At 70.7% G+C, this 25,222-nt stretch carries 21 protein-coding genes; 8 read left to right on the top strand and 13 right to left on the bottom strand.

Features of this window, described 5'->3' with window-relative positions; all coding sequences use genetic code 11:
* Positions 1–7 precede the first annotated feature (7 nt).
* The 7 genes from ACWKZU_RS18495 to ACWKZU_RS18525 all read right to left on the bottom strand — a co-directional run bounded on the left by ACWKZU_RS18495 (position 8) and on the right by ACWKZU_RS18525 (position 7,195).
* Positions 8–1,378 carry an NAD(P)/FAD-dependent oxidoreductase gene (locus ACWKZU_RS18495; RefSeq protein WP_449283810.1) on the bottom strand — a complete coding sequence of 457 codons (1,371 nt, stop codon included), beginning with the start codon at positions 1,376–1,378 and terminating at the stop codon, positions 8–10.
* A gap of 284 nt (positions 1,379–1,662) precedes the next feature.
* Positions 1,663–2,796 (bottom strand): hypothetical protein, encoded by a 1,134-nt coding sequence (locus ACWKZU_RS18500; RefSeq protein WP_449283811.1) that lies wholly within the window; start codon positions 2,794–2,796, stop codon positions 1,663–1,665.
* 46 nt (positions 2,797–2,842) lie between these two features.
* Positions 2,843–3,244, bottom strand: coding sequence for a cupin domain-containing protein (locus tag ACWKZU_RS18505; protein WP_449283812.1), 402 nt, complete (start codon positions 3,242–3,244; stop codon positions 2,843–2,845).
* Positions 3,199–4,383 (bottom strand): ABC transporter ATP-binding protein, encoded by a 1,185-nt coding sequence (locus ACWKZU_RS18510; protein WP_449283813.1) that lies wholly within the window; start codon positions 4,381–4,383, stop codon positions 3,199–3,201. The genes ACWKZU_RS18505 and ACWKZU_RS18510 overlap by 46 nt, the downstream gene beginning before the upstream one ends.
* Positions 4,380–5,198: an ABC transporter permease gene (locus ACWKZU_RS18515; protein WP_449283814.1), complete on the bottom strand. Its 819-nt coding sequence runs from the start codon at positions 5,196–5,198 to the stop codon at positions 4,380–4,382. The genes ACWKZU_RS18510 and ACWKZU_RS18515 overlap by 4 nt, the downstream gene beginning before the upstream one ends.
* On the bottom strand, positions 5,195–6,046 hold the full coding sequence (locus ACWKZU_RS18520) for an ABC transporter permease (RefSeq protein ID WP_449283815.1): 852 nt from the start codon (positions 6,044–6,046) through the stop codon (positions 5,195–5,197). Before ACWKZU_RS18520 ends, ACWKZU_RS18515 begins: the two co-directional genes overlap by 4 nt.
* Positions 6,047–6,136: 90 nt before the next feature.
* Positions 6,137–7,195, bottom strand: coding sequence for an ABC transporter substrate-binding protein (locus ACWKZU_RS18525; RefSeq protein WP_449283816.1), 1,059 nt, complete (start codon positions 7,193–7,195; stop codon positions 6,137–6,139).
* Positions 7,196–7,344: 149 nt separating this feature from the next.
* Between ACWKZU_RS18525 and ACWKZU_RS18530 the strand changes: the two genes are divergently transcribed.
* From ACWKZU_RS18530 to ACWKZU_RS18540, 3 genes are all read left to right on the top strand, one after another.
* Entirely contained in the window at positions 7,345–8,091 is a 747-nt protein-coding gene (locus ACWKZU_RS18530) for a TetR/AcrR family transcriptional regulator (protein ID WP_449283817.1), read from the top strand.
* Between the two features lie 142 nt (positions 8,092–8,233).
* Entirely contained in the window at positions 8,234–9,484 is a 1,251-nt protein-coding gene (locus ACWKZU_RS18535; RefSeq protein WP_449283818.1) for a M24 family metallopeptidase, read from the top strand.
* A 173-nt stretch (positions 9,485–9,657) separates the two neighbouring features.
* Positions 9,658–11,064 (top strand): MFS transporter, encoded by a 1,407-nt coding sequence (locus tag ACWKZU_RS18540; RefSeq protein WP_449283819.1) that lies wholly within the window; start codon positions 9,658–9,660, stop codon positions 11,062–11,064.
* Between the two features lie 182 nt (positions 11,065–11,246).
* Here the strand turns inward: ACWKZU_RS18540 and ACWKZU_RS18545 are convergent, their stop codons facing one another.
* The 4 genes from ACWKZU_RS18545 to ACWKZU_RS18560 are packed head-to-tail and all read right to left on the bottom strand — an operon-like array spanning position 11,247 to position 15,272.
* Complete coding sequence (locus tag ACWKZU_RS18545; RefSeq protein WP_449283820.1) at positions 11,247–12,428, bottom strand: ABC transporter ATP-binding protein; 1,182 nt, start codon at positions 12,426–12,428, stop codon at positions 11,247–11,249.
* A 5-nt stretch (positions 12,429–12,433) separates the two neighbouring features.
* The gene (locus tag ACWKZU_RS18550) at positions 12,434–13,219 is read right to left on the bottom strand and encodes an ABC transporter permease (RefSeq protein WP_449283821.1); all 786 of its coding nucleotides are present in this window, start codon (positions 13,217–13,219) and stop codon (positions 12,434–12,436) included.
* Positions 13,219–14,136: an ABC transporter permease gene (locus ACWKZU_RS18555; protein WP_449283822.1), complete on the bottom strand. Its 918-nt coding sequence runs from the start codon at positions 14,134–14,136 to the stop codon at positions 13,219–13,221. Before ACWKZU_RS18555 ends, ACWKZU_RS18550 begins: the two co-directional genes overlap by 1 nt.
* A gap of 5 nt (positions 14,137–14,141) precedes the next feature.
* Positions 14,142–15,272 carry an extracellular solute-binding protein gene (locus ACWKZU_RS18560; RefSeq protein ID WP_449283823.1) on the bottom strand — a complete coding sequence of 377 codons (1,131 nt, stop codon included), beginning with the start codon at positions 15,270–15,272 and terminating at the stop codon, positions 14,142–14,144.
* A 296-nt stretch (positions 15,273–15,568) separates the two neighbouring features.
* Here ACWKZU_RS18560 and ACWKZU_RS18565 point away from each other — a divergent pair, with 296 nt between their 5' ends.
* The 5 genes from ACWKZU_RS18565 to ACWKZU_RS18585 all read left to right on the top strand — a co-directional run bounded on the left by ACWKZU_RS18565 (position 15,569) and on the right by ACWKZU_RS18585 (position 23,370).
* Positions 15,569–16,798 (top strand): flavin monoamine oxidase family protein, encoded by a 1,230-nt coding sequence (locus ACWKZU_RS18565; protein ID WP_449283824.1) that lies wholly within the window; start codon positions 15,569–15,571, stop codon positions 16,796–16,798.
* Between the two features lie 28 nt (positions 16,799–16,826).
* On the top strand, positions 16,827–17,987 hold the full coding sequence (locus ACWKZU_RS18570; RefSeq protein WP_449283825.1) for a PucR family transcriptional regulator: 1,161 nt from the start codon (positions 16,827–16,829) through the stop codon (positions 17,985–17,987).
* A 371-nt stretch (positions 17,988–18,358) separates the two neighbouring features.
* Positions 18,359–20,236, top strand: a complete 1,878-nt coding sequence (locus tag ACWKZU_RS18575; RefSeq protein WP_449283826.1) for a phospho-sugar mutase — start codon at positions 18,359–18,361, stop codon at positions 20,234–20,236.
* Positions 20,233–21,222 (top strand): ADP-dependent NAD(P)H-hydrate dehydratase, encoded by a 990-nt coding sequence (locus tag ACWKZU_RS18580; RefSeq protein WP_449283827.1) that lies wholly within the window; start codon positions 20,233–20,235, stop codon positions 21,220–21,222. The genes ACWKZU_RS18575 and ACWKZU_RS18580 overlap by 4 nt, the downstream gene beginning before the upstream one ends.
* Before the next feature lie 252 nt (positions 21,223–21,474).
* Entirely contained in the window at positions 21,475–23,370 is a 1,896-nt protein-coding gene (locus tag ACWKZU_RS18585) for a sigma-70 family RNA polymerase sigma factor (RefSeq protein WP_449283828.1), read from the top strand.
* Between the two features lie 71 nt (positions 23,371–23,441).
* On the opposite strand, the gene ACWKZU_RS18590 is transcribed toward ACWKZU_RS18585, so the two are convergent.
* Positions 23,442–24,413 carry a YihY/virulence factor BrkB family protein gene (locus ACWKZU_RS18590; RefSeq protein WP_449283829.1) on the bottom strand — a complete coding sequence of 324 codons (972 nt, stop codon included), beginning with the start codon at positions 24,411–24,413 and terminating at the stop codon, positions 23,442–23,444.
* 40 nt (positions 24,414–24,453) lie between these two features.
* Complete coding sequence (locus tag ACWKZU_RS18595; protein WP_449283830.1) at positions 24,454–25,221, bottom strand: succinate dehydrogenase iron-sulfur subunit; 768 nt, start codon at positions 25,219–25,221, stop codon at positions 24,454–24,456.
* Between the last annotated feature and the right edge of the window lies 1 nt (position 25,222).

Here is a 25,222-nt window from a genome sequence, read left to right on the forward strand (position 1 = left end):
CGGGGGGTCAGTGGCGTCCGGTGACCACATCGGCGAGATGCGCGATCGGGGACGTCTTCACCCGACCCGCAAGCTCCGCCCGATCCGCGATCCCGTACGCCGCATACAGGCCCTTCGTCGCGATCCACCTGAGGGGTTCGGGCTCCCACTTGCGCACCCGATGATTCACCCACGGCAACCCCACGATCTCCGAATCATTCCCCAGGATCAGATCCGCGATCGTGCGCCCCGCAAGATTCGTCGACGTCACCCCCGTACCGACATACCCGCCACCCCACGCGATCCCCGTCCCCCGATCCAGACCCACCGTCGCCGCCCAATCCCGGGGCACACCCAACACCCCCGACCACACATGATCGACCGCGGCGCCCCGCGTGACAGGGAAGAAACGATGCAGGATCTCACTCAGCGTCTCCACCGTCACCGGCGGCGTCTCACCATCCGTATCCGTCCGGGACCCGTACTTGTACGGCACGCCGCGCCCACCGATCGCGATGCGATCATCGGCGGTGCGCTGCGCATACATGTACACGTGCGCGAAATCACCCAGCACCTCCCCCTGACCCCAGTGCAACTCATCCCACACCGACTGCGGCAACGGCTCCGTCGCGATCAGCGACGAGTTCATCGGCAGCCACAACCGCTTCAACCCCTTCAAGCCCGCCGTGAACCCCTCCGTCGCACGCACCACATACTCCGCCGACACCGTACCGTGCGTGGTGCGCAACCGGTGCGGCTCGATCTCCACCACCCGGGTGCGCTCATAGAGCTTCACACCCAGCCGCTCGACCGCATCCGCGAGCCCCGCCACGAGCTTCGCCGGCTGGATCCGCGCCGCATGCGGATGCCACACCGCCGCCCGCGTCCCCGCCACATTGATCTTCGCCGTGGCTTCGTCGGCCTCCAGCAACTCGAGATCCGTATACCGCCACGACTGCTCCTCCGCCGCGAACGCCCGGATCCGCGCCTCCTGCGCCGGGGTGTAGGCGACGTTGAACTCGCCGCCCTTCTTGATATCGGCGTCGATCCCCTCGGCCGCAGCCACCCGGATCACCTCGTCCACCGTCTCGTTCATCGCCCGCTGGAACCGCTCCGCCGCATCCCGCCCATGCGTCGGCACATACTGGGCCCGGCCACCCGTCATCGCCGACGTCAACCAACCCCCGTTCCGCCCCGACGCCCCATACCCCGCATGCCGCTGCTCCACCACCACCACATCCAGCTCCGGCCGGGCCCGCTTCAAGTAGTACGCCGCCCACAACCCCGTATACCCCGCCCCCACGATCGCAACATCCGCCGTGACGTTCCCCGGCAACTCCGGACGCAGCCTCGGCCCCCCGACCCGCTGCCACCAATGAGACACATTGCCGTTAATCATCTTCGATTCCTCCGCCTCATCGAGCCTCACGCTCAACGATACCGATTTCGTGACTGCATATGGGAAAGTGCGACTGATTCAGCATGCCGCGTGCCAGAAGAGCGGCGATTCCGGCAGCTGGTCGCCACCCGGATCGACCTCCGATCTCGACCCGTGACCCCGCGGTTCCGACACTTCGACTCGGCTCCACCCCGCTCGGTGCGGCGCTCGCTGCGCGGTCGCTGCGCGAGGAGCGAAGCGACGAGTCGGAGTGCGCTCGACCGGCGGGATCCGTTTGCGCTCGCTCAACCGGCGGAGCCGCCCACTCGCTCGAGTCGCTCGGGCCCGAGCTCGACCGCGAGCTCGGCGAAGCGCTCGTCGAGGCCCAGGGTCTGATCCGGCACGTAGGCCAGCGGGTCGGCGGTCTCCTCGCCGGAGCCGAGCAGGCCCTCGACCGTGGCGAGCAGGCAGTACGGCGCGTAGGACGGGTTGTACCCGCCCTCCTGCACGAGGATCGCGCGCCCGCCGGTGTGCCGCTCGGCGAGCTCGCGCACACGCCGGCCGATACCCCGGAACCCCGGCATCGAGACGTTGTGCCGGCCGTTCGGGTCGTAGGCGCTCGCGTCCTGGCCGCTCGCGCACACGATCATGCCGGGATCGAAGCGCTCGGCGAGTGGCGCGATGACCTCGTCGAACGCCCGCAGATAGGCCGTGTTGCCCGCCCCGAGCGGCAGCGGAACATTCTGGTTGAAGCCGGTGCCGCGCCCCGCGCCCCGCTCCTCGAGCCGGCCGGTCTGCGGGTGGCTGGGTCCCCAGGCGCCGTGGTCCATGTGCAGGCTCACGGTGAGCACGTCGTCGCGCTCGTAGAAGATGTCCTGCGTGCCGTTGCCGTGATGCACGTCCCAGTCGATCACCAGCACGCGGTCGATCTCGGCTCGTCTCGCGGCGTCGGCCGCGAGCGCCGCTCCGTTGAAGAAGCAGTAGCCGTCGGCCTGCGCCCGCTGGGCGTGATGGCCGGGCGGGCGGGTCAGCGCGTAGGCCATCGGGGCACGGCCCGACAGCACCGACTCGGCCGCGGCGAGCGCCGTTCCGGCCGCGGCGAGCAGGGGCTCGTACGACCCGGCGGCCAGCCGGGTCGTACCGGTCACCCATCCCCCGCCCCGCTCGGCCGCGCGGCGCACCTCGGCGATGTAGTCGGCCTCGTGCACCCGCTCCAGCTCGTCCTCGCCCGCGAGCCGCCCGGGGGCGAAGCGCACGGAGTCGGCGACGGGCCCGCGCTCGAGGATGTCGTGCATGCGCTCGATCCGCAGCCGCCCCTCGGTGTGCGGCTCATTCACCGCGAACCAGGGGCTCGGCGACGTCTCGTGCAGCGCGCTGCCGGTGTCGTGGTCGAGCACCCGCGCGTCGAAGTGGATGGGCATCGCCTCGGTCGACGTCATCCGCGGCTCCTCTCCGGCCTCGTCGGCCTCATCGGCTGCCCCGTGCTCATTCCTGGGCCGGGGTCATGTTGTAGACGAAGAAGGCGGGCTCATCGCCGACGTTCTCCAGGTGATAGGTCCAGCCGGGTGCGAGATAGACGGTGTCGTTCGGCCCGAGCTCGAAGACGCCCTCGTCCCAGGTCAGGCGCAGTCGGCCCCGAACGATGAAGTAGGTCTCGTCCACGGGACCGTACCAGTGCTCGGCCTCCTCGGGATCGAAGATCTCCCGGCTCGACCAGCGGTTGGTCTGCTCACCGGGGTCCATCCAGCAGACGCCCTGGGTCAGCTCGCTCTGGTGATCGCGCCGGGTGATGACGCGGTTGATGCGCACCCTCGTCGGGGCGGTCGCCGCGTCGACGGGCGTCAGCTCCTCGAGCTTGACGTGGACGGGGCGAGGGTTGCGGTCCATGGATTCCTCGTTTCGGTTGCTTCGCTGCGGATGGGGAAGATCGCGGTGTCGGCGGTCGCCCAGCTCAGGCGCACGCCGGCGCCGATGCCGGGGCTCGGCTGCTCGGTGCCCGAGCGCACGATCACCGGACCGTCGTCGGTCGTGATCTCGACGCGGCGCTGGGCCCCGAGGTAGGTGATGTCCCGGATGCGGCCGCCGATCCCGCACTCGCCCGGGGACTCGCCCGCGCCGTCACCGGAGGGTCCGCCGCCCGCGGCATCACCCGCGGCGCCGCCCGCGTCCGAGACGCGCAGCCGCTCGGGCCGCACGATCGCGACGGCGGAGCCGTCGGGCAGCCGTGGCGCCGGGATGCGCACGCCGGCGTCGCTGGTGAAGACCTCGCCGCGCACCTCGCCGGTCAGCGCGTTGGATTCGCCGATGAACCGTGCGACGAACAGGGTCGCCGGCCGCTCGTAGAGCTCCTCCGGCGTGCCGACCTGCTCGATCCGCCCCTCGTTGAAGACCGCGATCCGGTCGGAGAGCGTCAGCGCCTCCTCCTGATCGTGCGTCACGAACACCACGGTGATGCCGAGCTCGCGATGCAGACGGCGGAGCTCGATCTGCAGCCGCTCGCGCAGGGCCCGGTCGAGCGCGCCGAACGGCTCGTCCATGAGGAGCAGTCGGGGCTCGAAGACCAGCGCGCGGGCGAGGGCGACGCGCTGCTGCTGCCCGCCGCTGAGCTGGGCGGGCTTCGCGTTCGCCCGCGCCTGCAGCTCCACCAGCTCGAGCGCGGCGAGGGCCCGGCGGACCCGCTCGGCCTTGGCCACACCGCGCTGGCGCAGGGGGAACTCGACGTTCTCGCGCACCGAGAGGTGCGGGAAGAGCGAGTAGTTCTGGAAGACCATGCCGAGCCCGCGCTTGTGCGGCGGCACGGCGGTCATCTCGCGATCGTCGCAGACGACGCTGCCGCCGCTCGGCTCGGTGAAGCCGGCGATCATCGACAGCGTCGTCGTCTTGCCCGATCCGCTCGGTCCGAGCAGCGTGAGGAACTCGCCGGACGCGACTCTCAGGTCGACGTTCTCGACGGCGGCGGTGCCGGCGTAGCGCTTGACGAGGCCGCTGAGCCGCAGCTCAGCGCCCGGTACGGACGTCGCAGTCATGAGGGGTCTCCGAGTCGTTTCGCGGCACGTCGTTCCTGCACGACCTGCACGAGTCTGGGGATGAGGATGATGAGCGTCGAGAGCACCAGCAGCAGCGTCGAGGCGGCCGCGATGCTCGGATCGGTCTCGAGCGTGACCGAGCTGTACATCTGCACGGGCAGGGTGCGCAGCGTGGGCGACTGCAGGAAGTAGGCGACCACGACCTCGTCGAGGCTCGTCACGAAGGCGAAGATGAACCCGGTGACGATGCCCGGCATGAGGATCGGCAGCTGCACCTGGAGGAATCGCGCCGTCGGTCCGGCGCCGAGCACCGCCGCCGCGCGCACGAGCGTGTCGTCGAGACCGCGCAGCGCGGTGCCCACGGGGATCAGCACGAACGGCAGCGCGAGCGTGATGTGCGCGAGCACGATGCCGAGCGGCGATCCGGCGAGCCCCCAGCGCAGGTACATCCCGAAGATGGCGATCGCCGCGACGATACCCGGCACGAGGATCGGCAGCATCATCGTGATCTGCGCGGTCGCGGAGAACCGCGCGCGGAGCGACCGCAGCCCGAGCGCCGCGAGCGTGCCCAGCACGGTGGCCGCAACCCCGACGATGCACGCGATCCCGAGGCTCGTGCCGAGCGACCCGAGCCAGCGCTGATCGGTGAAGAAGTTCTCGTACCACTGCAGCGACCAGCCCTCGACGGGGAACGCGAAGCTGCGCTTGTCCGAGAACGACAGGGGGACCACGACGAGCGTGGGCGCGACGAGCAGCAGGGCCGCCACAGCCGCCCAGAGGCGGATCGGCAGGCGGATGCGGGTCCGTTCGTTCATCGCCGGTCACCTCCCGACACCATCTGCGAGATCCCCCGGCGCAGCGGGGCGACCGCGAGGATCACGACGCAGAAGAGGCCGAGTGTGGCCAGCAGCAGGATCCCCGAGAGGGCTCCGGCACCGGCGAAGTCGACGATCTTCTCGACGCGCTGCCCGATCACCTGGGCGATCATCGCCTCCTTGGGGCTGCCGATCAGCTGGGGCGTGATGTAGAAGCCGAGCGCCAGGATGAAGACCAGCGACGAAGCGGCGAAGACGCCGGGCAGCGACTGCGGCAGGTACACCTGCCAGAAGGCGCGGTACCGGTTCGCGCCGAGGCTCTGGGCCGCTGCGAGCTGACGGCGGTCGATCGATGCCAGCGCGGTGTAGAGCGTGAGGATCATGTACGGCAGCAGGATCTGCACGATGGCGAGGATCACACCCGCCGCCGTGCCGCGCAGGGTCACGTTCTCAGCTCCGAAGAAGGCGAGGATCGCCGAGACCGGGCCGTCGCGCTGCAGCAGGGAGATCCAGGCGAAGGTGCGGGCCATGAGCGAGGTCCAGAACGGCACGAGCACGAGCACCATGAGCAGCGTGCGCGCGGTGGGGCCGACGAGGGTCAGCAGGTAGGCGAACGGGTACCCGAGCGCGATGCACACGACCACGGTGATGCCCGCGGTGGCGAAGGTGCGGCCGAGCACCCGCAGGGTGGTCGGATCGGCGAGCGCACTCGCGTACTGGCCGAGGCCGGGCTCCGGATCGGTGAAGGAGCGGACGATGATGACGCCGATGGGGAGCAGGAAGAAGAGCAGGACCACGGCGAGCGCCGGGGCTACGGCGATGCCGCCGAACAGGCGCGACTGACGCATGGGGCCTCCGAGGAGTCGGGTGGGGATCGGGTGGTACCGACCGGAGGGGCGAGCGCTCCCTCCGGTCGGCGCCGGGAGCCGGCGACCGGGTCAGCTGGTCGACCAGGCGGTCCACTCGGTCTCGGCCTCGGCCGAGTTGTCGGCCCACCACTGGACGTCCGTCACGATGGACTGGCTCTGCACGCTCTCGTCTGCCACGTTCCACTTCTGCTGCAGCTCGTCGAGCTGGGGCTCCGCCGAGAGCTCGGCGGGGGCGTAGGGCTGCAGCTCGGCGAAGCGCGCCTGCGGCTCGGCCTGCGCGGCGAATTCGATGAAGCTCTGGGCGTTCTCGAGATTCTTGCTGCCCTTGATGATGCTGAGGCTCGCCCAGGCCAGCAGGTTGTCCTCCCAGATGGGCGCGATCTTCGCGCCGTTGCTCTCGGCCTCGTAGCCGCGACCCGACCACGCGAGCCACATGTCGGCCGAGCCGTCCTCCATCGCCTGCTGCGATTCGGAGCTCGTGTTCCAGAACGTCAGCGAGTCCCGGATGGTGTCGAGCTTCGCGTAGGCGCGGTCGGTGTCGAGCGGATAGAGGTCCTCGGGCGCGACGCCGTCGGCGAGCAGCGCGAATTCGAGCGCGCCCGCGCCGGCCCAGCCCGGGATCATGCGCACGCCCGGGTACTTCTCCAGATCGAAGAAGTCGGCGGGTGTGGTCGGCGCATCGGCCCCGCTGTAGGTGTCGGTGTTGTAGATCATCATGGTCGAGTACTGCGCGATCGGGATCGAGCAGTCGGACCAGGTGCCCTCGGGGAAGTTCGAGGTGTCGATGTCGCTGAAGTCGAGCTCCTCGACCAGCGTGCCGCAGTTCGCCACCGGGAAGTAGGGCTCGGTGTCGGCCACGTCCCAGATCGTGTTGCCGGACTCGACCATCTGCTGGATCTTCGGGTAGGAGGTCGGGCCGTCGTTCTGCACGGTGACCCCGTGCTCCTCGGCCCACGGCGTGAGGAAGGCCTCGTTCTGTGCGTCCTGGTAGGCGCTGCCGTAACTCGCGAACACCAGCGTTCCGCCGCCGTCGCCGGGGGAATCGGAGGCGGTGCCGGAGGAGCATGCGGCGAGCGCAAGCGCGGCGACGGCTGCGACGGGCAGCAGCCTCAGGGTTGTCTTACTCATCTTCGGTTGACCCCTTCGTCAATACGATCGGATTATCATAATAACGCATTATTGTGTGACCGCAAGGGGCGTGCGATCCTGGACCTTAAGGTAGGACACACCGATCCCCCAGCGAACGGATCGCACCCGCACACCACCGAGGAGTCCGCGTGACCACCGCAACAGCACACACCGCCGGCCGGGGAGACACCGACCTCGCCACCCGGCGCCGAGCCGAGATCCTCTGCGGCACGATCAGGGTCATCGCTCGCGACGGCGTGGTGGCGGCCAAGCTCAAGGACATCGCACGCGAGTCCGGCGTGAGCCTCGGGCTCATCCAGCACTACTTCGATACGCGCGAGAACCTCATCGACGCCGCGTTCGGCGCGATGATGCAGGTGGTCTCGCGGGAGAGCGCGCAGCGGGTGCAGACCGTCGACGACCCGCTGCAGTTCATCTACGAGATGATCCGCCTCCACGTCTTCGGCACCGTCGCGTTCCCGGAGCGGTGGGGCTTCTGGAGCGAGCTCTGGGCGGCGTCGGGGCGCTCCGATCACCTCCGCGGGGTCGCCACGCAGGTGTACCGTCTGTGGGCCCATCCCCTCGAGGCCGCCCTGCGCCGCCTCGAGCAGCAGGGCCGGCTGCCGACCGGCGCCGACCCCAGAGGACTCACCATCGGCATGCTCGCCCTCATGGACGGCCTCTCCATCCGCACCCTGGCCGAACCCGACGTCTTCACCCAGGAGCTCATGCTCCGAGTGCTCAACGACTGGGCGACGACGCAGCTCGGCGTCGATCCCGCGGAGGCGGATCGCCTGCTCGGGGCCCTCGCCCGCGATGCCGTGGGCACCGAGCCCACCGCGCTCACACCCGAGGTGGTCGCGGACGCGCTGCTCGAGGAGGGCGTCGGCTCGTAGACGGCGGCGCCCGCTCCGACCCCCGCAGCGGCACTCGATCCGCACTCTCGACCTATTCCAATAATATGTTATTATCACCAACGGGGCCGCCCGGGCGGCCTCCTCAGCACCACATCATCAACGGAGATACTCAGAGGTGAGCATGCTCGATTCGACGATCACTCAATTCCTTGCCGAGCAGCAGGAGCGGATTTCGGGCACGGAGCCCCACATCGCCTTCTCCGACGAGGAGTACGCGGCGAGGCTCGAACGACTGCAGCGGGCCATGGCCGAGGACCGCATCGACACGCTGGTGCTCTCCTCCCCCGAGGCGCAGAACTGGCTCCACGGACTCGCGCTCCGCTGGTACAAGGCCAACGGCCCCCGCGACTGGCGCCCCCTCACCTGCACTGTCGTCCGCGTCGATGCGGGTTTCATCCTCTTCGAGGGCATCGAGCACACCGAGATGATCCGGCGCACCTCCGCCGCGCGAGACGTGCGGCTCCTCCCCCGCTACGAGCGCGACGGCATGCTGCGCTTCATCGTCGACGAGCTCAAGCGCGAGGGCTGGGTTCAGGGAGCGAACGTCGGCCTCGAGCTGTTCTCCGCGATCCCCAACCCCGCCGTCTCCAAGATGATGGAGGGGGCGCTCCTCGACGCCGGGGGCCGCGTGGTCGACGGCACCCTCACCTCGCGGCGGGTGCGGATGATCAAGTCCGCCGCCGAGATGGAGGCGATCAAGCGGGCCGCGGAGATCTGCGACGCCGGTCTCCTCCACCTCGCGGGGGTGCTGCGGCCGGGAATGACCGAGCTCGAGGCGCACGGCGAGCTGATCCGCGGCCTCTCGGCGGCCGGCGGCGAACCGGCCGGGCTGCACCAGGTCGCCTTCGTGGGCCTCGCGGCGCTCGGCGTGTACCACGAGATCTCCGGGCGGCGCGTGATCACCGAGGACGACTTCCTCGACGTCGATCCCTGCGGCGTCTACCGGCGCTACCACTCCAACCGCTCGCAGCTCTACGCGTTCAAGGAGCCGCCGAAGGGCGCGGTCGAACTGATGCGCGTGCTCACGGGCGCCTTCGACATCCTCACGGAGCGGGCACGGCCGGGAGTGCGGATCGGCGACGTCAACGCCGAGCTGTACGCCTACTACCGCGACGCAGGGGTCTTCGAGCTGAACTCCAGCGTCTGGATCGGCGGCTACGAGATGGGCATCGCATTCCCGCCCGATTGGGTCGGCGAGTGGAAGTTCACCGTGGTCGGAGGCGAGGACGACGACCGGGTCTTCGAGGCCGGAATGGTGGCGAATTTCGAGAGCATGTGCGGGATCGGCCTGCTCGACACCTTCGCGATCGAGGAGGACCGGACGAGCCTGCTCTCGAAGCTGCCGCACGAGATCATGGTCGTCGGCCAGTAGCCGGGACCCGCAGGGGTCGCGGCGCTGCGCCCGATCCCTGCGAGGGCGGCGGAGGAACAGGGCGTACACTGGACGCCGACGTCTCACGAGGACGCACGCAGTCAATGGCGCTGAGCCATCGACCACACCGACGGAGCGGCGGCCGGCGCACCGAACGCAACCGAAAGCCGCCCGTGTCATCACCAGCCGTATCCGCACCGACCGCCGCAGCGCCGCGCAACTCCCGTTCCCGGGTCGTCATCGCGAGCCTCGTCGGCACCACCATCGAGTTCTACGACTTCTACGTCTACGCCACCGCGGCGGTGCTCGTCTTCCCGCACCTCTTCTTCCCCACCGGCAATGAGACGACCGCGCTGCTCGCCTCCTTCGCCACGTTCGGCGCGGCCATGCTCGCCCGTCCCATCGGCGCGGTCTTCTTCGGCCACCTCGGCGACCGCCTCGGCCGCAAGACCACCCTCGTCGCGTCGCTCCTCACCATGGGCATCGCGACCTTCCTCATCGGCCTGCTGCCCACGCACGCGCAGATCGGCCCCTGGGCGGCCGTGCTGCTGCTGGTGATGCGCCTCGCGCAGGGATTCGCGATCGGCGGCGAGTGGTCGGGCGCCGCGCTCGTCGCCACCGAGAACGCGCCCCGCGGCAAGCGCGCCTGGTACGGCACCTTCCCGCAGCTGGGCGCGCCCATCGGCTTCATCATCGCCAACATGCTGTTCTTCGCGATCAACACGTCGCTCGCGGATCCGTCCCAGCCCGGCATCGCCTCGGAGGCCTTCCTCAGCTGGGGCTGGCGCATCCCCTTCCTGTTCTCGGCCGTCATGGTGATCATCGGCCTCTGGGTGCGGCTCAGGCTCGTCGAGTCGTCGGCGTTCGAGCGTACGAAGGAGCGGGGCCAGGTCACGCGCATGCCGCTCGTCACGGCCTTCCGCTTCCACTGGCGCGCGCTGATCCTCGGCACCTTCGCGATGCTCGCGACCTACGTGCTGTTCTATCTGATGACCTCCTACACGCTCACCCTCGGCACCCGTCCCGGCCTCGCGGCCGCGCAGCAGGCCGCCGACGCCGCGGGCACGCCGTTCGACGCCGACGCCTACGTTCCCGGGCTCGGCTACGCCTACAACGACTTCATCCTGATGCTCGTGTTCGGCGTCGTGTTCTTCGGCGTCTTCACGCTCGTATCGGGCCCCCTCGCCGACCGCTTCGGCCGCCGCCGCACGCTCATCGCGGTGACCGTGGCGATCGCGCTCTTCGGGTTCACGTTCGTGCCGTTGCTGGGCGGAGGCACGGCGCTCGTGATGTTCTTCCTGGCGCTCGGCTTCACCCTGATGGGCCTCACCTTCGGCCCCATGGGCGCCTTCCTGCCCGAGATGTTCCCCACGAACGTTCGCTACACCGGATCGGCGATCGCCTACAACGTGTCGTCCATCCTCGGCGCGGCCCTCGCCCCGATCATCGCCGTGTGGCTGTGGGGGCTCGCGGGCGGCAGCCCGATCTTCGTGGGCCTCTACCTCACGGGCGCGGCCGTGCTCACGCTCGTGGCGCTCATCCTGACGCCGGAGACGAAGGACGTCGACATCGAGGCGTAGGCGGGCGGGCGGGCGCCTCGCGGGCTGGGTTCCGCGGTGTCTTTCCGTCATCCTGCGCGAGCGGAGCGAGTCGCAGGATCCAATTGGCCTGTGGATCCTGCGACTTCGCGCAGGATGACGGAGGGACCGCGCATGCGCGTACGGTTTCGACTCGCTCCGCTCGCTCAACCGGCGGGGCGCTGTTACGTCGTGGACTCGCCGGCCTCGCCGGTGTCGACGAGCAGCACTCCGGAGGAGATGTCCCACATCATGGCGACCTCGTCGCCCCGATTGTGGATGCGCGCGTCCTGCCCCAGGCGCACGGCGCCCTCGCTGCTGTCGGGCAGCCGCACCGAGTAGCGGCGCGAGGCGCCGAGATACGTGACGTCGGTGATCGTGACCGGGATCGCGTTCTGGTTCTCGGACGGGGCGGTCGCCGCGGGTTCGAGGCGCAGGTTCTCGGGCCGGATGAGGATCGCGAGATCCTCGTGCCGGCTCTGCCCGTTCGCGACGATGCGGTGGCCCGCGACCTCGATCGCGGTCTGCCGCTCGCCGACCGGCGTGCCCTTGCCGAGCAGCACGGTGGACTCGCCGAGGAAGCGACCCACGAACAGCGTCTGGGGAGCCTCGTAGAGATCCTCGGCGGTGCCGACCTGCTCGATCCGGCCGTTGTTGAAGACCGCGATGCGGTCCGACATCGACAGTGCCTCCTCCTGGTCGTGCGTCACGTACACGAAGGTGGAGCCCACCTCGCGGTGGATGCGCTTGATCTCCCCCTGCAGCCACTCGCGCAGCTTCTTGTCGAGGGCGCCGAGCGGCTCGTCCATCAGCAGCACCCGCGGCTCGTAGACGAGGGCGCGGGCGAGGGCGACGCGCTGCTGCTGGCCGCCCGAGAGCTCGGAGGGATAGCGGTCGCCGTAGTCGCTCATGCGCACCATGCCGAGCGCCGCGGCGACCTGCTCCTTCTGCTGCGCCTTCGAGAACCTGCGGCGCTGCAGGGGGTAGGCGATGTTCTCGGCCACGGTCTTGTGCGGGAACAGCGCGTAGTTCTGGAACACCATGCCGATGTCGCGCTTGTGCGGCGGCAGCTTCGCCACGGGCTTGCCGTAGATGTGCAGGTGCCCCTCGGTGACGCCGGTGAACCCGGCGATCATGTTCAGGGTGGTCGTCTTCCCGGATCCCGAGGGGCCCAGAAAGGTCATGAACTCGCCCGGCTCGATCACGAGGTCGATCTCGTCGACCACGGCCTTGTCGCCGTAGCGCTTGGTCACCTGGCTCAGGCTGATCCCGGCCTCGCCGATCGCGTGGATCGCCGAGGTGTTCAGGCCTCCCTCGCGCAGTTCCTGCTCGTGCCCGTCGGGCACCGGGATGTCGTTGTGGGTCATAGCGTTCACGCTACCGGTCGCTTTCTCTTCCTCGTGGCGAACTGGGCGATGAGCATGACGATCACCGAGGTGAGCATCGTGATCACCGCGACCGCGGCCACCGTCGGGTCGTTGGTCTGCGTGACGCTGTTGAAGATCTTCACCGGCAGCGTCTGCAGTGTGGGGCTCTGGATGAACAGTGACAGGATCACCTCGTCGAACGAGGTGACGAAGGCGAACAGCGCGCCGGCGGTCACACCCGGCGCGATGAGCGGCAGGGTGATGCTGAAGAAGGTGCGCACCTTGCCGGCGCCGAGCGTCGCCGAGGCCTGCTCGAGCCGGGGATCCAGCCCCTGCAGCGACGCCATCACGTTCGTGACGACGAGCGGCATCGAGACGATCGTGTGCGCCAGCACGAAACCGGGCAGCGTGCCCAGCAGGTCCATGCGCAGGAACAGCGAGTACAGGCCCACGGCCAGCACGATGCCCGGCACGATCAGGGGCAGCAGGAAGTAGCCCTCGAGCAGCCCCTTGCCGCGGAACCGCACCTTCGACAGGCCGAGCGCGGCCAGCACGCCCACCGCGGTGGCCACGAGCATGGTGAGCAGCGCGACCTGCAGCGAGGAGAACAGCGCCTTCAGCCAGCTCGGGTCGGTGACGAAGTTCTCGTACCAGCGCGTCGAGAATCCCTTGGGCGGGAAGTTGAACGACGGCGCCTCGTTGAACGACATCGGCACGATCACCAGGGTCGGCACGATCAGCCACAGCACGATCAGCACCGAGAAGGCGCCCAGCAGACGTTTCGTGGTCATCAGCGATCCACCCCCGGGAACAGGCTGCCGTTCTTGTTGAAGCGCGAGACGACCACCAGGATCAGGATCGTGCACACCAGCAGGAAGACGCCGAGCGCCGTGCCCTGGCCCCACATCAGGAAGACGCTGATCTGCTGCTGGATCAGCGCGGAGATCATGATCTCCTTCGAGGACCCCAGCAGCGCGGGGATGATGTAGAAGCCCAGGCCCAGGATGAACACCGTCACGCCGCCCGAGAAGATCCCGGGCCGCGACAGCGGCAGGTAGACCGTGAAGAACGCGGTCACCGGGTTCGCGCCGAGGTTCGAAGCCGCCGGCAGCAGTCGCTTGTCGATCTTCGCCATCGACGAGTACAGCGGCAGCACCATGAACGGCAGCAGCACCTGGCTCATGCCGAGGGCCACGCCGAAGGTGGTGCGGATCAGCGGGATCGGGCCGATCCCGAACCACGCCGCCAGCAGCCCGTTGATGGGACCGGTGTCCTGCAGCAGCACCATCCAGGCGAGGGTGCGCACGAGGATCGACGTCCACAGCGGCATCATGATGAACAGCTGCATGATGTTGCGGGTGCGGTCGGAGACGATCGTCATGAGGTAGGCGTACGGATACGCCAGCACCAGGCAGACGATCGTGACGAGGATCGCGGTGCCGAAGGTGCGGATCACGACGTTCAGGTTCGCCTCGGTGGTGAACAGCCAGACGTAGTTCTGCAGGCCCGGCTCCGGGTCGGTCACCGACCGGATGAAGACGTCGATGAGCGGCGCCAGGAAGAACAGCGAGACGATCACGAACGCCGGGATCAGCAGCAGGAACGGGCGCCAGTTCTTCGGCCCCCGCCGCTTCGGATTCCCGGCGTCCGCACCGGGGACGCCGGCGCTCTGCGCGGCGACGCCCCCGGTGACGGTGTTGTCGGTCATGGCGATCAGTTACCGGTCGCCCATCCGGCCCACGCCGCGGCGAGCGCGTCGTAGTTGTCGACCCAGAAATCGACGTTGGGCGCGACCCCCGTGTCCAGGTGCTCGGTGGTCATCCACTCGGTGAGCAGTTCGTCCATCTCCGGCTTCGCGTCGACGTTCACCCCGCCGTAGGAGGTGAGCTCGGTCATCTTGGCCTGCTGCTCGGCGCCGATGGAGTAGTTGACCGCCGCGAAGGCCGCCTGCTTGTCCTTGACGCCCTTCGGGATGCCGTTCGAGTCGACCATGATCATCCACTCGTCCCACATCGGGGCGACGGGCGCCCCGGCATTGGCGGCGCCGTATCCGCGGCCCGACCAGACGAGGCCCATCACGGCCTCGCCCGCCTCGAGCTGCTGCTGGGCCTGGGCGCCCGTGGTCCAGCCGATCACGTCGTCGCCCAGATCGCGGTACATGTCGAAGGCGCCGTCGATGTCCTCCGGCGTGATGCTCTTCACGTCCTTGCCCTGCGCCACGAGGGCGAACTCGACGGTCTGCGGATCGACGTAGGTCGACTGGCTGACGGTGCGCTTGCCCGGGAACTTCTCCGTGTCGAAGAAGTCCGCCGCGCTCGTGGGCGGGTTGTCGCCGAACTTGTCGGTGTTGTACACGACGACGAGGCCGTAGAGGATCTGCGGCACCATGCACTTGTCGGTGATGGTGCCCTCGGGGATCTTCGACGTGTCGATCTGGTCGTAGTCGTACTCCTCGTAGAGGGTGCCGCAGCCGCGGGCGGTGTCGAACTGCGTGGTGTTGACGATGTCCCAGCTGACGTTGCCGCTGTCGACCATCGCCTTGAGCTTGCCCGCGTCGAACGCGTCCTGGTTGAAGGTGGCGCCCGAGGCCTCGGCGAACGGGTTCCAGAGCGCCTCGGTCTGCCCGTCCTGGAAGACGCCGCCCGATCCGGCGAAGGTGAGGGTCGTGCCCGCGAGGGCGCCCTCCTTGATCTCACCGGCGACCGGCGTTCCCAGGTCGCGCTCCGGGGCCGGCTCGTCGTCGCCGCCTCCGCCGCTGCAGCCCACCAGCGTGAGCGCGAGCGCCGCAGAGCCCGCGAGGAGCGCGAGCCCCCGGCGGGTCTTGGGGTTCTTCAGAGTGGACATGTGTTTCCTCACCTCATCGTGATCGTGGTTCCCGCGAGCGCCGCATCCGAGGCTTTCGAACGGCCCCTGCTCGCCCGGCGGGTGCCACCGAAGCTACCAGCGCCCACCCTCGCCCGGCGGCCCTCCGTTACCCCTTCGTTACCGCTCGCGACATCTTTCATAGATTCGTACATCCCCCCGGCAGACGGTGGTACGAACATAAGGATTCGGCCGATCAGCCCGATTTCCGATCCCTCGATCGCGGCGCGATCCCTACCATGGAACAGGCATCGCAAGCAGTTCGAGGAGGAACGCGCATGGACATCGTCGTCGTCGGGGCCGGGCTCGCCGGACTCACCGCAGCGTGGGAGCTCGGCAGGACCGGGCACCGCTGCACCGTGCTCGAAGCACGGGATCGCGTCGGCGGACGCACCTGGTCGGAGCGGCTGGGCAACGGCGAGGTGACCGAGCGCGGCGGCGAGTACGTCTTCCCGACGGAGTTCCCGATCCGGCGGCTCGCGGCCGAGGTCGGAGTGCCGATCATGTCGCACAACGTGCGGTACGGCCGCCGCACGGTGAACGGGCGGGTCATCTCGTTCGACGAGCTCGCGCAGACGGGCGACCGCGTGCGCGCGACGCTGGCGCAGATGCTCGCCGACGGCGAGACCGGCGTCTCGCTCGAGCGCGCCTTCGCCGAGGCGCTCGGCGCCGACTACCGTCTCGACCCGGTCTACCGCCGCACCACCACGTCGGCCGCCGCGGATCCCGCCCTCGTGAGCGCGGAGGCGGTGCTGCTGCACGAGTCGTCGACGGTGGACGGGTACATCGAGGACGGGGGCCGCTTCGTCGGCGGCAACCAGGCGCTCGCGATCGAGCTGGCGCGCCGGCTCGGCGACCGCGTGCGCCTGGAGCATCCCGTCTCGGGTGTGGAGCAGACGGCGACGGGGGTGCAGGTGCTGCTGCGCGACGGCTCCCGGATCGACGCCGATGCCGCCGTGGTGGCGGTGCCGCTCCCGATCCTGCGCGATCTCGAACTGGACTTCGCGCTGCCGGAGGCGCAGCGGCTCGCGCTCGACCACCGCTTCATGGGCGTCGCCGCGAAGCTCGGCGTGCCCCTCAGCCGCGTCGACGACGACATCGCGCTGCAGAACCCCGACCACACCTGGTGGTCGTGGCGCTCGCTCTCGATCGACGGCGAGCACCGCATCGGCGCGCTCTCCTCCTTCGCGGGCGGGCCGTTCGCCCTCGACGCCCTGGGCGTGACCGAGGGCCCCGACGGCTGGGTGCGGGCGCTGCGGCGGATGCGTCCCGAGCTGGAGATCGACGGCGAGGTGCTGCTCACGACGTGGGCGGACGACCCCTGGACCCGCGGAGCCTACACCGCGGCGGGCCTCGACTGGACCGCTGCGGACGCCGCGGCCTTCGACCGCCCGGCGGGCCGCGTGGCGATCGCCGGCGAGCACACCGGTCTCGCGCAGTCGCTGTCGGGGGCCGTCGCCTCAGGGTACCGCGCGGCCGCGGCGCTCGCGAACGAGATCCCCTCATGAGCCGCGACGTCCGATCTATCCTGGACACATGACCTTCACCGTCAGGTCACTTCTCAACCTGCCCGCGGTGAGCACGATCTCGCTGACTCCGGGCGTCGGAGAAGACCGTGCGATCACCTGGGCGCACGTCTGCGAGCTGCCCGAGCCGTGGCAGTGGCTGGGACGCGGCGCGCTGGTGATGACGACGGGCATCGGGCTGCCGGCCACCACGGACGAGCAGTGCGCCTATCTCGCCGGCATGCACGCGGCCGGGATCGCGGCCCTGGCGGTCGATGCGACCCTGCCCGAGACGCCGCTGACGGAGCCCGCGCTCGCCTACGCCGCGCACATCGGCTTCCCGGTGCTCCAGACCGCGCACGAGGTGCCCTTCGTCTCGCTCGCCATGGCGGTCGCCGAGGCCGTGCAGTCGGAGCGCACCGCGCGCGTGGTGCAGGCGGAGCAGCTGCACGGATCGCTGCTGCTCGCGGAGCTGTGCGGCGGATCGGTGCCGTCCGAGCCCGCGGCGCGGCTCGTGGCGACCTACGACGTCGAGCCGCCCTATCTGCTGGCGGTGACCGAGAACGACGACGTGCGCGCAGCCCTCGACCAGGTGCACACGGCTTTCGCCACCCATCGGGTGCCGGCGCTCGCGACCATCAAGGGCGGCCAGGTGCTGATCCTCACCGAGGCCGGCGAGCGGGTGGACCGGGTGCTGGAGTCCCTGACCGGCGAGACCGCGCGGATCGGCGTGAGCGCGCACTTCCACCAGCTGGAGGATCTGCCGACGGCGCTCCGGCAGGCGCGGAGCGCGCTGATCCGGAATCACCAGTCCGGCCGCGTGCTGCGCTTCGAGGAGAACACGACCGCCTCGCTCTTCCTCCCCAACGACGCCGACCAGCTCCGGGGCATCGCGCGCCAGGTGCTCGGCCCGCTGCGCACCTACGACGCGCAGCGGGGCACCTCGCTCACGCAGACGCTGCGGGTGTTCCTCGAGGAGAATCGCAGCTGGGTGCGCGCCGCCGAGCGGCTCTACGTGCACCGGCAGACGCTCATCGCCCGCGTCTCGCGCATCGAGAAGATCATCGACCGCGACCTGTCGTCGATCGAGGACACCGCGGAGTGCTGGCTCGCGGTGCAGGCGGCCATCGGCTGCGGCGATCTCGAGCCGAACGACGTCGCGCCGGGCGCGCCGGGGAGGGACGAGGTCTAGGCGCGTCCCGGGCGCAGCGTCCGCGCGATCAGCGCGGGCAGGAGCAGCGCTGCGCCTCGGCGACGCCGGCGAGCGCCTCCTCGATGTGCAGTCCGCAACCCGCCCAGGTGGTCTTGCCGCAGTCGGAGCAGCGGACGGGAGAGCACATGTCGGGGTCCTTTCGACGGGGATCGCTGGAGAGGTCTCGGGAGCGGCCCCGTCTGCGCGATCCTCGGCGGCGCGGGAACCTCCTGCTGCAGGCAGTTTACTCCGCGGCGTCTGGGAGGACGAGCGGCGCGGGAGCGGCACATCCGTACCTGGCACGCGGACCCGAGCTCGGGTGGTAGCTTGAGAACACTCCGGCGCAGGCCGGGGGGGAGGGAGCGACAGCGATGAGACTGCCCGGTACGGGGACGTCGCCTGCGGGCGACGCGGGTTCGACGGCACCGCTGGAGGACGAGCACGAGCGGATCATCGCTCGCGCCGGCGAGTGGGCCGCGCAGGATATCGATCCCGAGACCCGCGCGGAGGCGCGACGGCTCATCGCGGGCGCCCGCGACGGACGGGACGAGGCGATCGCGGAGCTCGAGGACGCCTTCGGCGGACGTCTCGCGTTCGGAACGGCGGGCCTGCGCGGACGGCTGGGAGCCGGGCCGCGGCGCATGAACCGCGTCGTCGTCTCGCAGACCAGCGCGGGCTTCGCGGCCTATCTCCTCGAGCGCGCGGCGCAGCACGCCACCGACGATCCGCCCTCGATCGTCATCGGCTACGACGGCCGGGTCAACTCCGACGTCTTCGCCCGCGACACCGCCGAGGTCATGGCCGGCGCCGGCGTGCGCGTGTTCCTGCTGCCCGAGCCCGGGCCCACCCCGCTCACCGCCTTCGCGGTGCGCCACCTCGGCGTCTCGGCCGGGGTCATGATCACCGCGAGCCACAACCCGCCGCGCGACAACGGCTACAAGGTGTACCTGGGCGACGCCGACGCGGGTTCGCAGATCGTGCCGCCGGCCGACGGCGAGATCGCTGCGCACATCGACGCCGTCGCCGCGATCCCGGTCGCCGGGATCCCCCGCTCGACCGATTACACGGTGCTGGGCCCCGGAGTCGTCACCGCCTACGTCGCGGAGACCGCGGCGGCCGTGCTCGCGGGCCTGCCCCAGCGCCCGGACTCCCCCGGCACCGCGATCGGCGCCGACACCCCGCTCACCGTCGTCTACACGGCCATGCACGGCGTGGGCTCGGAGATCGCGCGCCGGGTCTTCGCCGCCGCCGGCCTGCCGCGGGTCATCCCGGTGAAGCAGCAGGATCGCCCCGACGGCGCCTTCCCCACCGTGTCGTTCCCCAACCCGGAGGAGCCGGGGGCGCTGGATCTCGCCTTCCGCGCGGCGCGCGAGGCCGACGCGGACCTGGTCGTCGCGCACGACCCCGACGCGGACCGTCTGGCCATCGCGCTGCCCCACCGCGGAGAGGGCTCCGGGTTCCGCCGCCTCACGGGCAACGAGCTGGGTCTGCTGCTCGGCTGGCGCGCCGCCGAGCGCGCCCGGGCCGCGGCGGCCCTGTCGGGATCGCGACCGTCGGGCTCCCTCGCCTGCACCATCGTCTCGTCGCCCGCCCTCCGCGCGGTCGCCCGCGACTACGGCCTGGACTACGCCGAGACGCTCTCGGGGTTCAAGTGGGTCTCGCGGGTGCCGCGGCTGATCTTCGGCTTCGAGGAGGCCCTCGGCTACCTCACCCACCCCGACATCGTGCGCGACAAGGACGGGATCTCGGCGAGCGCCGACGCCATCGCGATGGTGCGCGAGCTGGCCTCGGAGAACCGTACGGTGTGGGATCTGCTCGACGAGGCGAGCGAACGCTTCGGACACTTCGCGAGCGCGCAGGTGACGCTGCGCCTGGAGTCGATGCCCGCGGCCTCCTCGCTCGCGGCGCGCGTGCGCCGGGACCCGCCGCGGGAGTTCGGCGATGTCCGTGTGGCGGAGACGCGGGACCTGCTCGCGCCGCACGCGGCGGCGGTGCCGGCCGACGTGCTGCGCTACGACCTCGAGGACGGATCGCGCGTCATGATCCGCCCCAGCGGCACCGAGCCCAAGCTGAAGGTGTACCTCGACACCTTCAGCGACGAGGGATCCGCGAAGAGGCGCCGCAAGGCCGCGGAGCGCTCGCTCCGCGCGCTGGAGGCCGGCGTGCGGGCGTATCTGGGGGGCCTGCAGGAGAGCACGGCCGACGACGCGCACCCGTCCCCGGGTCTCGCGGAGACCCCGGAATCATGATCGAGCGCTGGACCCGGGAGCACGCGGCCGCGTGGCTGCGGCGCCCGAGTACGGCCGACGACAAGTACCGGCGCGGCGTGCTGGGCATGCGCACCGGCACCCTCCGATACCCCGGCGCAGCCGTGCTCGGGGTCTCGGCGGCCTGGCGCACCGGAGCCGGGCTGCTCCGCTACGTGCCGCCGCTCGAGCACGGCCCCGCCCCGCTCGGGCTGCCGCACCCCGCCGCTGCGGTGCTCGCGGCGCGCCCCGAGACCGTCTTCGGCGAGGCGGCCGGCCGGCCCTGCGACGCCTGGGTGATCGGTTCGGGCACCGATCCCGACGTGCGCTCGGCCGAGGAGCGCGAGGCGCTCCTGGAACTGCTGGGCGGACCGGCCCCGGCGGTGATCGACGCGGGCGCCCTCGGGCTCGCGGGCGAGGCGAACCGCGCCGGGAGCCGCCGGGCACCCGCGATCCTCACCCCGCACGCCGGGGAGTTCGAGCGTCTCTGGGAGGATGCGTTCCGCGAGCCGCTGCCGACCGGCTGGACCGCCCGCCCGCCCGCGGCGCACGGAGCGCCGGCCGCGGGTGCACCCGACGAGGCGGAGGCGGTCGACGGGTCCCGCGCGACCGCGCTCCGCTGCGGGGCCGCCCTGCGGCTGGCCGAACGGCTCGGGGCGGTGCTGCTGCTCAAGGGATCGGTGACGATCCTCGCCTCCCCCGCGGGGCGCTCGCTCAGCTGCGGGCCGGCCACTCCCTGGCTCGCGACGGCGGGGACCGGCGACGTGCTCGCGGGGATCCTCGGAGCGCTCGTCGCCGCACGCGCGGAGGAGGTGCGCGCGGACCCCGAGCTGCTCATCCCGATCGGCGCCACGGCCGCGCTGCTGCACGACGGAGCGGCGCGCACCGCCTCCGGCGACACCGACGCCTCCGGCGCCGGCGGACCCGTCGCCGCACTCGACATCGCCGAGGCGATCCCGGCCGCCTGGGCGGAGCTCGCCCGAGAATGAGGCCCGGCTCCTGAGCTGAGGGGTTACTGCAGGGGATCAGCTCAGGAGCCGGGCACTCTCATAACACGGGGAATCGCCCGGATCGTGACGCGCGTTTCGAAGAAAATTCGAAAATGCCGCCCCCAGGAAGCGAACAGCGGAAAAACAGTCGATACTAGAAGGAGGGGTTGAAGCGCGACGCACCGGCGTCGGCGGTCGGGGGTGTCCTTGCTGCGCGCATGCCGCGCGGCGACGGGTTTGGAGAGGACTCGGATGCCACGTTCGTCTTGGAGCGCGCCCTCGGATGAGGAGCTGCTGGATCGCTGCAGGAGCGGCGACTCGGACGCCTTCGCGGAGCTGTGGGAGCGGCACCGCCGCGCCGGCATCGTGGCGGCGCGCAACCTGGCGCCGCGGTTCAGCCCGGACGACCTCGTGTCGGAGGCCTACCTGCGGATCTTCGAGCTCACGCGCGACGGCCGCGGCCCGCGCGGCGCGTTCCGCCCGTACCTCTACCAGGTGATCCGCTCGATCGCCGCGGATTGGTGGCGGCTGCCCGAGTACACGACCGAGGCGCTCGACGAGATCCCGGCCCTCACCGAGGCCGGCCCCTGGGAGGACGGCGCGTTCGACCTGAATGCGGCCTCGCAGGCGTTCTCGACCCTCACCGAGCGCTGGCAGGCGGTGCTGTGGTACACGGAGGTCGAGGGCCTGCCTCCCCGGGAGGCGGCGAAGCTGCTCGGGATCTCGGCGAACGGCGTGTCTGCGCTGGCGGCCCGCGCCCGCGAGGCGCTGCAGTCGGCCTGGGTCGAGGCGCACGTCAACCGCGAGCTCGCCGCGGCCGCGTGCCGGTCCACGCTGCAGCACCTGCAGCGCTACCAGCGCGGGAAGCTCACCCGGGCGGCGAGCCGCGACGTGGCCGCCCACCTCGAGACCTGCGACTCCTGCTCGAAGGCCGCGGCCGAGTACTCGGCGCTCAACCGACAGCTCGCGCTCGTCATCGCCGGCGTGCTGCTCGGCGCCGGCCCCGCCCTCGCGCTCCTCGAGGGGCTCGGTCCCGTCGCGGCGGCCTCCGCAGCCGTCTCCTCCGCCGGAGCGACGAGCACGGGCACCGGAGCGGCCGGCACCGCCTCGGGCGGAACGGCGGCCGGGACGGCGGCGATCGGTGCGAGCGCGGGTCTGATCGCGGCGCCGGCCGTGCTGATCACCGCGGCGGTCGCCGCGGTGGCCATCGGCGGCACGGCGCTCCTCATGTCGGGAGTCCTCCGCTCGTCCGATCCGCTGCCGGCCGCCGAGGCCACGACGGTCTCCGCTCCCCCCGCGACCGCGGACCCCGCGGGCCCCGCGGACGCCGATACCGGGAAGGCCTCCCCGGTGCGGTCGAAGCCGGATACGCAGTCGTCGCGCGAGGAGCCGGGAGCGGTCTCCGGCGCGAGCGCCTCCGCGTCCTCCGACGCGTCGGCCTCGGCACGCGCCGACGGGGATGCCGGAGGTTCGGGCGGCTCAGGCGGGTCAGGATCCGGCGGATCCGGATCCGGCTCGGGCGCCGACGGCCGGGCCGGCGGATCGAGCACCGCGGCTGCGGACGGCACCGCGAGCGGGAACAGCGGCTCGCGGGCGAACGCGAACAGCGGCGGAGATGCGCGCTCCGGCGCACGGGCCGACAGCGCCTCCGACGCGAACGGCGCGGATGCGGACAGCGGCTCCGGCAGCGGATCCGACAGCAGTGCGAGTGCGAACGCGTCCGGCGGTGCCGACGCGGACGGCGCAGACGCCGACGCGGACGGTGCCGACGCAGACGGCGCCGACGCGACGGGCGACAGCGACGCCTCCGGCGGTGAGACGCCGGCGTTCCTCTTCGACTCCGGCTGCTGGACGCGCCAGGGGGATGCGGCGCACTACTACATCTGGGGCAGGACCTCGGAGCCCGGCACCGTCCGCGCACGGGTGACGCAGGCGCCGCAGGCCCCCGTCCTCCTGCCCGAGGCCATGGAGACCCAGCGCAAGAACTGGTGGTGGTCGAGCCACCCGCTGACCCCGTTCTCGCAGTGGGACGGCCTCGTCGACGGCGAGCTGCACGACGCGGTCGTCGAGATCCAGCTTTCCACGGCCGACGGCCGGCAGACCCCCTGGACGGCGATCGAGCCGAATGACGCCGACTGCCTGCCGTAGACACCCGATCTACCGGAGGCGCCCGATCTGCCGGAGGCGCCCGGTCTGCGGGGCGCGCCGGGCTCGATCGCCTAGTCCGCCGCCTCCCGGTCGGGCAACCCCTTCGTGCGGTCCATGCCGGTGGCGATCCACGCGGAGGTGAGCAGCAGCGTGCGGCAGATCAGGTTGAACCACAGCAGCAGGCCCACGAACACCGCGAACGAGGCGAGCAGCGGGTTGCTCGACGCGCCGCCGAGCAGCGCGTTGCCGAGCACCTTCAAGCCGAGCAGCGCGAGGCCTCCGAGGCTGCAGCCGCGGATGAGCTTCCACCACGGCACGCGCACCTCCGCGAGGAAGCGGTGCATGGCGACGAGCACCAGGATGTCGAACACCAGCATCGCCCCGTAGCGCACCAGCGTGCCCAGCCAGCAGAGGAACCAGTTGTCGGGATCCGCGCCGATCCACGAGAACACGAGTTCGGTGAGGTTCGAGCTGAGGACGGTCAGCGCGGCGGATACGAGGATGGCCGCGAAGAAGCAGATCGCCAGTACGAAGTCGCGCAGTTTGAGCAGCACCGCGTTGCGGTACTGCTTCACCTCGAGGCCGAAGATGATGCGGATCGAGCGGCGGGTGCCGGTGAACCAGTTGAGGGCCACCCACAGCAGCGAGACGCCCGCCACCACACTCGTCCAGTCGAGCGCCCGGGCCTCCAGCAGTGTGCCGAGCGGCACGGCGCCCGTCCCGTTCTCCCCGAGCAGCCCCGGCACGAAGGTGTTGATCTGGGTCACGAGCGAGTCGAGCAGCTCGGGGCGGCCCCGCAGCACGATGCCGAAGATGCCGAAGCCCACCCAGAGTCCGGCGAAGACGGCGAACAGCGCCTGGTAGCTCATCCCCCCGGAGAGCACGCTGCCCCCCACATCGGTGAAGTGCGAGAAGGTGCGCCACGGGCGCAGTCGCTGCACCCAGGCCCAGCGCTGCTTGCCCTCCGACACCAGCTCCGAAACGCGCGACGCCCCGGATCCCTCATCCGCGCGGGGCGGTGAGGGATCACGGGGCGTCGTCATGTGCCCATGCTAGCGGGCACCGGGTCGGCCGGAACGCGCGTCAGGCGGTCCTGCCGGTGCGGATCGCGGCCTTCACCTCGGCGATCGCCTTCGTCACCTGGATGCCGCGCGGGCACGCGTCGGTGCAGTTGAAGGTGGTGCGGCAGCGCCACACGCCCTCGGTGTCGTTGAGGATGTCGAGGCGCACCTGCGCGTTCTCATCGCGCGAGTCGAAGATGAAGCGGTGTGCGTTGACGATCGCGGCGGGGCCGAAGTACTGCCCGTCGGTCCAGAACACGGGGCACGAGGTGGTGCACGCCGCGCACAGGATGCACTTCGTGGTGTCGTCGAAGCGCTCGCGGTCCTCGATCGACTGGATGCGCTCCTTGCCGGGCTCCGGGGCGGTGTTCGAGACGAGGAACGGCTGCACCTCGCGGTAGGCCGCGAAGAAGGGCTCCATGTCGACGATCAGGTCCTTCTCGAGGGGCAGGCCCTTGATGGCCTCGACGTAGATCGGCTTCGAGATGTCGAGGTCCTTGATCAGCGTCTTGCAGGCCAGGCGGTTGCGCCCGTTGATCCGCATCGCGTCGGATCCGCAGATGCCGTGCGCGCAGGAGCGGCGGAAGGCGAGCGATCCGTCCTGATCCCACTTGATGCGGTGCAGGGCGTCGAGGATGCGATCCGTCGGATACATCTCGACGTCGAAGTCCTCCCAGTAGGCGTCGCGCCCCGACTCGGGGTTGAATCGCCGGACGAGGAGGGTGACCGTGAACGGCTTCGGCGCCTCGGGGGCTTCCGTGACCGTCGCTTCAGCGGTTGCAGTGCTCATC

It is taken from the genome of Leucobacter sp. (assembly GCF_053528595.1).